The following is a 7,280-nucleotide window of genomic DNA, read 5'->3' as shown; positions in this document are numbered from 1 at the left end:
CCGGAGGAGGCGGTCCGCACCGTCACGTTGTCGACCTCGTCGAAGTCCATGATGAGGTCGCGGCGGATGTTGTCGGCGGTGATGTTCGAGATACCGCAGCCGGAGCAGGTGCCGCCGAGCTCGACGACGACCTCGCCGGTCTCGGGGTTCGCCTCGCGCACGACGCTCGTGCCGCCGTGCATCTGGATGATCGGCATCTGTCCGACCATCCACCGCTCGACCCGGTCCGCGAGGCTCTCGTCGCTCTCGTCGCTCATTACCCCCAATACATCGCCGACGGTATGGAAAGTTGCGGTTTAGGAGCAGCCGAGCGCGTCGAAAGGAACTGTGTCATCGTCGATGAGACGGAACGGCGGCAGCCGAGCGCGCTATCGCTCCCCGTCGTCGCCCGAGTCGGCCGCGTCGCCGGACTGGCTGGGGAGCCGCGTGGGGTCGGCCGGGTCGTCGCCGTTCAGCGAGTCGTCGCGTTCGAGCACGTACAGCAGCGGCCCGAGCGCGGTCAACACGAGGACTCCGGGTAGGGGCGCGTCGGGAACCGCGAGTAGCGTGACGAGGCTCGCACCGCCGGTGAGGACGACGAGCGCGGCCCACGCCGCCGGCGAGCCGAGGTCGACGCCGACGCGCGCGGCGTCGCGGTAGACGGCCGCAGCGATCAGCGCGACGACGACGCCTCCGCCGCCCCCGACGAGGGCCGTGGTGACGGACATACGGCTCGTTGGACCGAGACGCGAAAAAGGGTGTCGCGAGCGAGAAGGACTGGGAACGAGCGCGGAATCGAGAACGGGTGGGAGAGTCGAGACCAGGAAACGGGCCTACGGCGCCTCGCCGGTCTCGATGCTGAAGGAGTCGCGCGGGTACGCGACGCAGGTGAGCGTGTAGCCGTCGTCGATCTCGGCCTCTTCGAGCATCTGCTGGTTGTCGTGCTCGACGAAGTCCTCGGAGGGGCCGTCCGCGATCTGCCCGGCACAGGAGACGCACTGGCCCTGTCGGCAGGCGTACGGGAGGTCCCAGCCCTCGTCTTCGCCCTGTTCGAGGATGGGCTCGTCGTTGGAGAGCTCGACCGTCTCGCCCTGCTTGACGAACTCGACCTCGAAGTACTCCACCTCGTCCTCCGGGATGTCGCCGGGGCCGGCGCTGGCGGTGCCGCCCTCTTCGAGCTCGGCCCCCTCGCCCTCGGCGCCGCCCGCCGGGATGGCACCGCCGCCGCCGCCGCCACCGCCGACCGCGCGGTTTCCGGGCTCCGGGAACTCGGTCTCGGGGACCGCGGACGCGCGGTGTTCGAGCACTTCCTCGGAGATATCGGTCGTGGGTTCCCACCCCGTCCCCCTCACCGAGGTGACGAGGACGACGAGAAGCGTCGCGACCGCCGCGAGGACGATCGCGGGGGGATTCACGATCGCCACGAGCACGATCGCCAGTGGGTTGAGCATACGAGGGGATATGGAGAGGTGGATTAAGACCGTTTTGATCGGTCCAACGGGACGAGACCGTCGCCGCGGAGCGCCCGCCGCGGAGCGACCCCCGGACGAGGCGGGGAGCGGTCCAGTTATCGGCCGAGCGGTCGACCGAACGCTCATGGAGATGAAATCGCGGCACCACCTCCGGAGCGACGAGATCACGGCGATCCGCGAGGCGGTGGCCGACCACCTCGGGGTCGACATCGACGGCGAGGCGTTCGAGTTCGTCGAGTTCGTCGACGCCGGCTACGAGCTCGTCTTAGTCGACGGCGACCCCGCCGTCTTCTACGTCGACGACGACGAGCCGTTCCTCACCGTCCGCGGCGCGAACGACTTCGATCCGGAGACGGGCGTCGTCACGGTCGACTCCGGCGCGATATCCTTCGTCTCGGACGGCGCGGACGTGATGCGACCGGGCATCGTCGAGGCCGACGAGGCGATCCGCGAGGGAGACCTCGTCGTGATCGCCGAGGAGACCCACGGGAAGGTGCTGGCCGTCGGGCGCGCGCTGGTCGACGGCGACGCGATGGTCGGCGACAGCGGCAAGGTCGTCCAGTCGATCCACCACGTCGGCGACGACCTGTACGAGTTCTCGGTGTGAGCGGTCGGGGAGCGGCGGCCTCGATTCGTTCCGCGACACATCCCGCGCTCCGCGCATTTTAATCGCCTCGCCCGCGACCCCCGACGTAATGACCGCGATCCGGGTGCTGAGCTACAACGTCCGCTACGCCAATCGGGGCGACCACCACGACGCCTGGCACGACCGCCGAGACGCCGTCGCGCGCCTGGTCCGCTTTCACCGGCCCGACATCGCCGCGTTTCAGGAGCCGCTCCCCGGACAGCGCCGCGACCTCCGCGAGCGACTCCCGGAGTACGAGTTCGTCGGCCGGGGTCGCGCGACCGACGGCGAGGGCGAAGGGTGCCCGATCGGCGTCCGGGGCGACCGCTGGGAAGTCACTCGGAGCGGGACGTTCTGGCTCTCCGAGACCGCGGACTCGCCGTCGGTCGGGTGGGACGCGTCCCACCCGCGGATCGCGACGTGGGCCCGAGTGCGCGCCGTCGACGGCGACGCCGCGCTCCGCGTCGTCAACACGCACTTCGACCACGTGAGCGCGCGGGCGCGGCGCGAGTCCGCCCGCCTGCTGCGCGAGCGGCTCCCGGCGATCGCGACGGGCGACGAAGCCGACGCCGACGGGACGGCCCCGGTCGTTCTCGTCGGCGACCTCAACTGTACGCCCGGGTCGGAGCCGCACCGGATTCTCATCGGCGACGACGCCGGAACCGGGGGGACCGTCGACGGAGGAGCGGTCGACGGAGGGGCGACCGACGACGCGCCCGCGCTTCGCGACGCCGCCGTTGCCGCCGACCTCCGGCACGGCCCGGAGACGAGCCTCACCGACTTCGCCCGCCTCATCGACGGCCGCCGGATCGACCACGCGCTCGTCTCGCCAGAGCTTTCGGTCGAGGCGTTCGCGACCCTCGCGGACCGCGACGACCGCGGGCGGTACCCCTCCGACCACTTGCCGATCCTCGCGCGGCTGTCGATGTAGCGGGCCCTCTACTCGTCGTCTGTTTCCGTCTCGTCGTCCGTTGCCTCGTCGGGCTCCCTACCGTCGTCCGTTGCCTCGTCGGCTTCTCTCTCGTCGTCGGTCTCCTCGTCCGCGTACTTCTCCAAGACGGTCTCGTAGCCGCGCTTGGCCGTCTCGTACGTCTCGCGGAGGTCCGCCACCGGCGTCTCGCTCGCGTCGACCCGGAGGTCGTTGTAGTACGGGTCGTCGGTCTCCTCCTCCGTGTTACACACGAGCAGCGCGGCGGACTGGACTTCGAGGTCCTCGCGCTTGTCGCCCCCCGCGGCGTGGCCCGCGGCGAGGGCGTCGATCAGCCGCTCGGCGAGGGGCGCGTCGCCGTGGGCGTCGGACTCGTAGGCGGCCGCGGTGTCCTCGACCACGTCCTCGCCCGTCAGGAGGTTGCCCGCGACGGTGTAGTTCTCTCCCTCCCGGTGGCCGTACCAGCCGTTACACTCGTCGCCGGAGAACGCGAACGTCCCGTCGGCATCGACGCCGTGGAGCTGGCGCTGAGCGCTCCCCTCGTCGGCGTTCAACAGCGCCTCCAGCGCGTCGTCGACCGCGAGCCCGTCGCCGAGGTACTCGATCCCCTTCCGTCCCAGTTCGACGTTGACGAGCGACTGGGTCGCCACCGCGCCGTCGGCCGAGGCGAAGGGACACAGCGTGCCGACGCCCGGCAGGCGGGTGGTCACCGCCACGCCGAACCGAGTCTGGTCGTCGCCGTCCTCGTCGGTGTACCGCTCGCGAACGCAGATGCTGAACGTCACAGGCGTACTGGGACGGCGCCCCGCAAAAGGGTGGGTGCCGGGGTCGATGGTTCCGGTTCTCAGCGACGGGCGCGCGGACAGCGCGCGTCTCGAACGGGGCCCAACCGGCGCGCGCGAGGGATTCGAGAGAGCCGACGCTCGCCGCCGCCGTAGATCCCACGGGTCGCTGATAAAACCGGTCGAGGGACCGTCGGCGAACCGGTCGGATCCGGTGAGGGCGCAGGCGCCGGTCGCTGAGTGATGCGTGTCAACGGGCGACATACTTATCAGTGGCAATCCCTCTCGCATATATAGCCTCGGATACGGGCGAGGCGACCACCGACACCGACGCGCGCCCCGACGACGCGCCGCTCGCGGCTCGACGAGCTGTTGACATGCGCACGAAGAGCGGCCGCTCCGGCCGTCGCGTCGACCGTCGGCGACCCCGCCGCGCCCCCCGAGCGAACGTGATACGATGGCAGACCGACAAACGCTTGAACGGCTCAGCGAGGAGTACCGGACGGAGGTTCCCGACGACCTCAGAGCGGCGCGCTCGTTCGACTGGTACCTCGACGCGCTGTACGACGACCCCGGGATCGCGCGGAACGCGCACCAGCGCGTCGCGGACATGTTCGACCACTACGGGACGCACTACGACGAGGAGCGCGGCGTCGCCGAGTACGCGCTCGCCGCCGAGGACCCGCTCCACGACGGCGAGAACGTCTTCTACGGCCGCGAGGTCCACGAGGCGATCCACGAGTTCGTCAACAAGGTGAAGTCCGGGGCCCGCGGACTGGGTCCCGAAAAGCGGATCAAGCTCCTGTTGGGGCCGGTCGGCTCTGGGAAGTCGCACTTCGACTGGCTCGTGCGCCGCTACTTCGAGGCGTACACCCGGGAGGACGCGGGGCGGATGTACACCTTCCGGTGGGTCGATCTCTGTTCGGTGATCGACGACCAAGACCCCGACGACGACACGGTCCGCTCCCCGATGAGTCAGGACCCCCTCGTCCTCCTCCCGAAGCCGCAGCGGCAGGCGGTGATCGACGACCTGAACGAGCGGCTCGACGCGCCCTACACGCTTCGGAACGACCAACACCCGGACCCGGCCTCGGAGTTCTACCTGAACGAGCTGCTCGCGCACTACGACGACGACCTCCAGCGCGTCCTCGACGAGCACGTCGAGGTCGTCCGGCTCGTCGCAGACGAGAACCGCCGGGAGTGTATCGAGACGTTCGAGCCGAAGGACAAGAAGAACCAGGACGAGACGGAGCTCACCGGCGACGTCAACTACGCGAAGCTCGCCGTCTACGGCGAGTCCGACCCGCGCGCGTTCGACTACGCCGGGGCGTTCTGCAACGCGAACCGGGGGCTGTTCTCCGGCGAGGAGCTGTTGAAGCTCCAGCGGGAGTTCCTCTACGACTTCCTCCACGCCTCACAGGAGTCGACGATCAAGCCGAAGAACAACCCGCGGATCGACATCGACCAGGTGATCGTCGGCCGGACGAACATGCCGGAGTACCGCGAGAAGACCGGCGACGAGAAGATGGAGGCGTTCAACGACCGCACCAAGCGGATCGACTACCCGTACGTGTTGGAGTACGAGAGCGAGGCGGAGATCTACCGGAAGATGCTCGCAAACGCCGACGTGCCCAACGTCCACGTCGAGCCGCACGCGCTGGAGATGGCCGGCCTCTTCGGCGTGCTCACCCGGTTGGAGGAGCCGACCGACGAGACGGTGAGCCTGTTGGAGAAGGCGAAGGCGTACAACGGCGAGCTCGAAGACGAGGAGATCGACCGGCGGAAGCTCCGGGAGGACGCCGCCGAGTCCGCCGACGTCGGCGAGGGGATGGACGGGATCTCCGCGCGGTTCGTCGGCGACGAGATCGCCGAGGCGATCATGGACGCCACCCACCGCGACCGCGGATACCTCTCGCCGCTGTCCGTCTTCGACCACTTCGAGGCGAACCTCGGCGGGCACGGCTCGATCGCGGCCGACGACCTCGACCGCTACGAGCGCCTCTTAGAGACCGTCCGCGAGGAGTACCGCGAGCGCGCGATCGAGGACGTGCGCCACGCGCTGGCGTACGACGTGGACGAGCTCCGGCGGCAGGGAGAGAAGTACATGGACCACGTGATGGCGTACATCGACGACGACACCGTCGACGACGAGCTGACCGGCCGCGAGACCGAGCCGGACGAGACGTTCCTGCGCGCGGTCGAGGAACAGCTCGACGTGCCCTCGGACCGCAAGGACGACTTCAGACAGGAGGTGTCGAACTGGATCTCGCGGCGCGCCCGCGAGGGGCGCGGCTTCGACCCGCAGGAGAACGACCGCCTCCGGCGCGCCCTCGAACGGAAGCTGTGGGAGGACAAGAAGCATAACATCAACTTCTCGGCGCTGGTGTCCGCGACCGACCTCGACGACGAGGACCGGAGCGCCTGGGTCGGCCTTGGTCGACCGCGGATATTCCGAGGACGGCGCCGCAGAGGTGTTAGAGTACGCGGGCGCGGCGGTCGCGCGCTCGGAGATAGCGGACGGCGGCTGAAATGAGCGAACGCACTCGAACGGACGGCGAGGGGTTCGTCGCCGCGGCCGACGACGCCCTTCGGGGGGCGTACGACCCGCCGATGAGCCTCGAGTCCTACGTCGACCGCGTGTTGGAGGACCCGACCGCGGCGGCCTCCGGGGCGGGGTACGTCCTCGCGGCCGTCGAGTCGTACGGCACTCGTGAGGTCCGCGAGCGGGGCGAGACGCTCGACCGGTACCGGTTCTTCGACGACCCGGCGAACGACGGCGAACACGCCGTGTTGGGAAACACCCGCGCGCTCAACGCGTTCGTCGACGACCTCCGCGCGGCCGCGACGGGGCGCGGGAACGACGAGACGATAGTCTGGATCGACGGCCCCACCGCGACGGGGAAGTCGGAGTTCAAGCGGTGTCTGATCGGCGGGCTCCGCGCGTTCTCGAAGACGGACGCCGGCAGACGGTACACCGTCGAGTGGAACGTCGCGGGCGCCGGGAGCGCCGTCGGCGGCGGCGCCGGCGCCGCGTCGCTCTCGTACGGCGACGGCGGCGACGCCGGGGAGTGGTACCGCAGCCCGGTCCAGTCGCACCCGCTGTCCGTCTTCCCCGAGTCGGTCCGGGAGTCGATCGCCGACGCGGTCGACGGCGACGCGTACCCGATCGCCGCCGACGTGGCGCTCGACCCGTTCAGCCGCGAGGCGTACGACCACCTGGAGTCGACGTACCGCGAACGCGGGCGCCGCGACCTGTTCTCGGCGATCACCGACCGCGACCACCTCCGCGTGACGAGCTACGTCGTCGACGTGGGGAGCGGTATCGGCGTCCTCCACGCCGAGGACGACGGGACCGCGAAGGAGCGGCTCGTCGGCTCGTGGATGGGCGGCATGCTGCGCGAGCTCGACTCGCGCGGCCGGAAGAACCCGCAGGCGTTCAGCTACGACGGCGTCCTCTCGCAGGGGAACGGGGTCGCCACCGTCGTCGAGGACGC

6 protein-coding genes and 2 pseudogenes are annotated in these 7,280 nt (G+C 69.9%); 4 read left to right on the top strand and 4 right to left on the bottom strand.

The window, feature by feature from the left end:
• From B9G38_RS13000 to B9G38_RS12990, 3 genes are all read right to left on the bottom strand, one after another.
• Nucleotides 1-257, bottom strand: a 257-nt coding sequence (locus B9G38_RS13000) for a NifU family protein (protein ID WP_086220632.1), incomplete at its 3' end; no start/stop codon positions are given.
• Between the two features lie 111 nt (nucleotides 258-368).
• Complete coding sequence (locus B9G38_RS12995) at nucleotides 369-707, bottom strand: hypothetical protein (RefSeq protein ID WP_049932867.1); 339 nt, start codon at nucleotides 705-707, stop codon at nucleotides 369-371.
• Between the two features lie 105 nt (nucleotides 708-812).
• The gene (locus tag B9G38_RS12990) at nucleotides 813-1,430 is read right to left on the bottom strand and encodes a 2Fe-2S iron-sulfur cluster-binding protein (RefSeq protein ID WP_086220631.1); all 618 of its coding nucleotides are present in this window, start codon (nucleotides 1,428-1,430) and stop codon (nucleotides 813-815) included.
• Nucleotides 1,431-1,575: 145 nt separating this feature from the next.
• Here B9G38_RS12990 and B9G38_RS12985 point away from each other — a divergent pair, with 145 nt between their 5' ends.
• Nucleotides 1,576-2,058: an RNA-binding protein gene (locus tag B9G38_RS12985; RefSeq protein ID WP_086220630.1), complete on the top strand. Its 483-nt coding sequence runs from the start codon at nucleotides 1,576-1,578 to the stop codon at nucleotides 2,056-2,058.
• An 88-nt stretch (nucleotides 2,059-2,146) separates the two neighbouring features.
• On the top strand, nucleotides 2,147-3,007 hold the full coding sequence (locus B9G38_RS12980; RefSeq protein ID WP_086220629.1) for an endonuclease/exonuclease/phosphatase family protein: 861 nt from the start codon (nucleotides 2,147-2,149) through the stop codon (nucleotides 3,005-3,007).
• Between the two features lie 8 nt (nucleotides 3,008-3,015).
• Here the strand turns inward: B9G38_RS12980 and B9G38_RS12975 are convergent, their stop codons facing one another.
• Nucleotides 3,016-3,789: a DUF1028 domain-containing protein gene (locus tag B9G38_RS12975; protein ID WP_049932871.1), complete on the bottom strand. Its 774-nt coding sequence runs from the start codon at nucleotides 3,787-3,789 to the stop codon at nucleotides 3,016-3,018.
• A gap of 454 nt (nucleotides 3,790-4,243) precedes the next feature.
• Here B9G38_RS12975 and B9G38_RS12970 point away from each other — a divergent pair.
• Nucleotides 4,244-6,314, top strand: a pseudogene (locus tag B9G38_RS12970) (PrkA family serine protein kinase).
• 1 nt (nucleotide 6,315) lies between these two features.
• Nucleotides 6,316-7,280, top strand: a pseudogene (locus B9G38_RS12965) (kinase anchor protein); the annotation flags it as partial.

It is taken from the genome of Halorubrum sp. SD612 (assembly GCF_002135005.1).
This window is presented reverse-complemented; position numbering and strand designations above follow the sequence as displayed.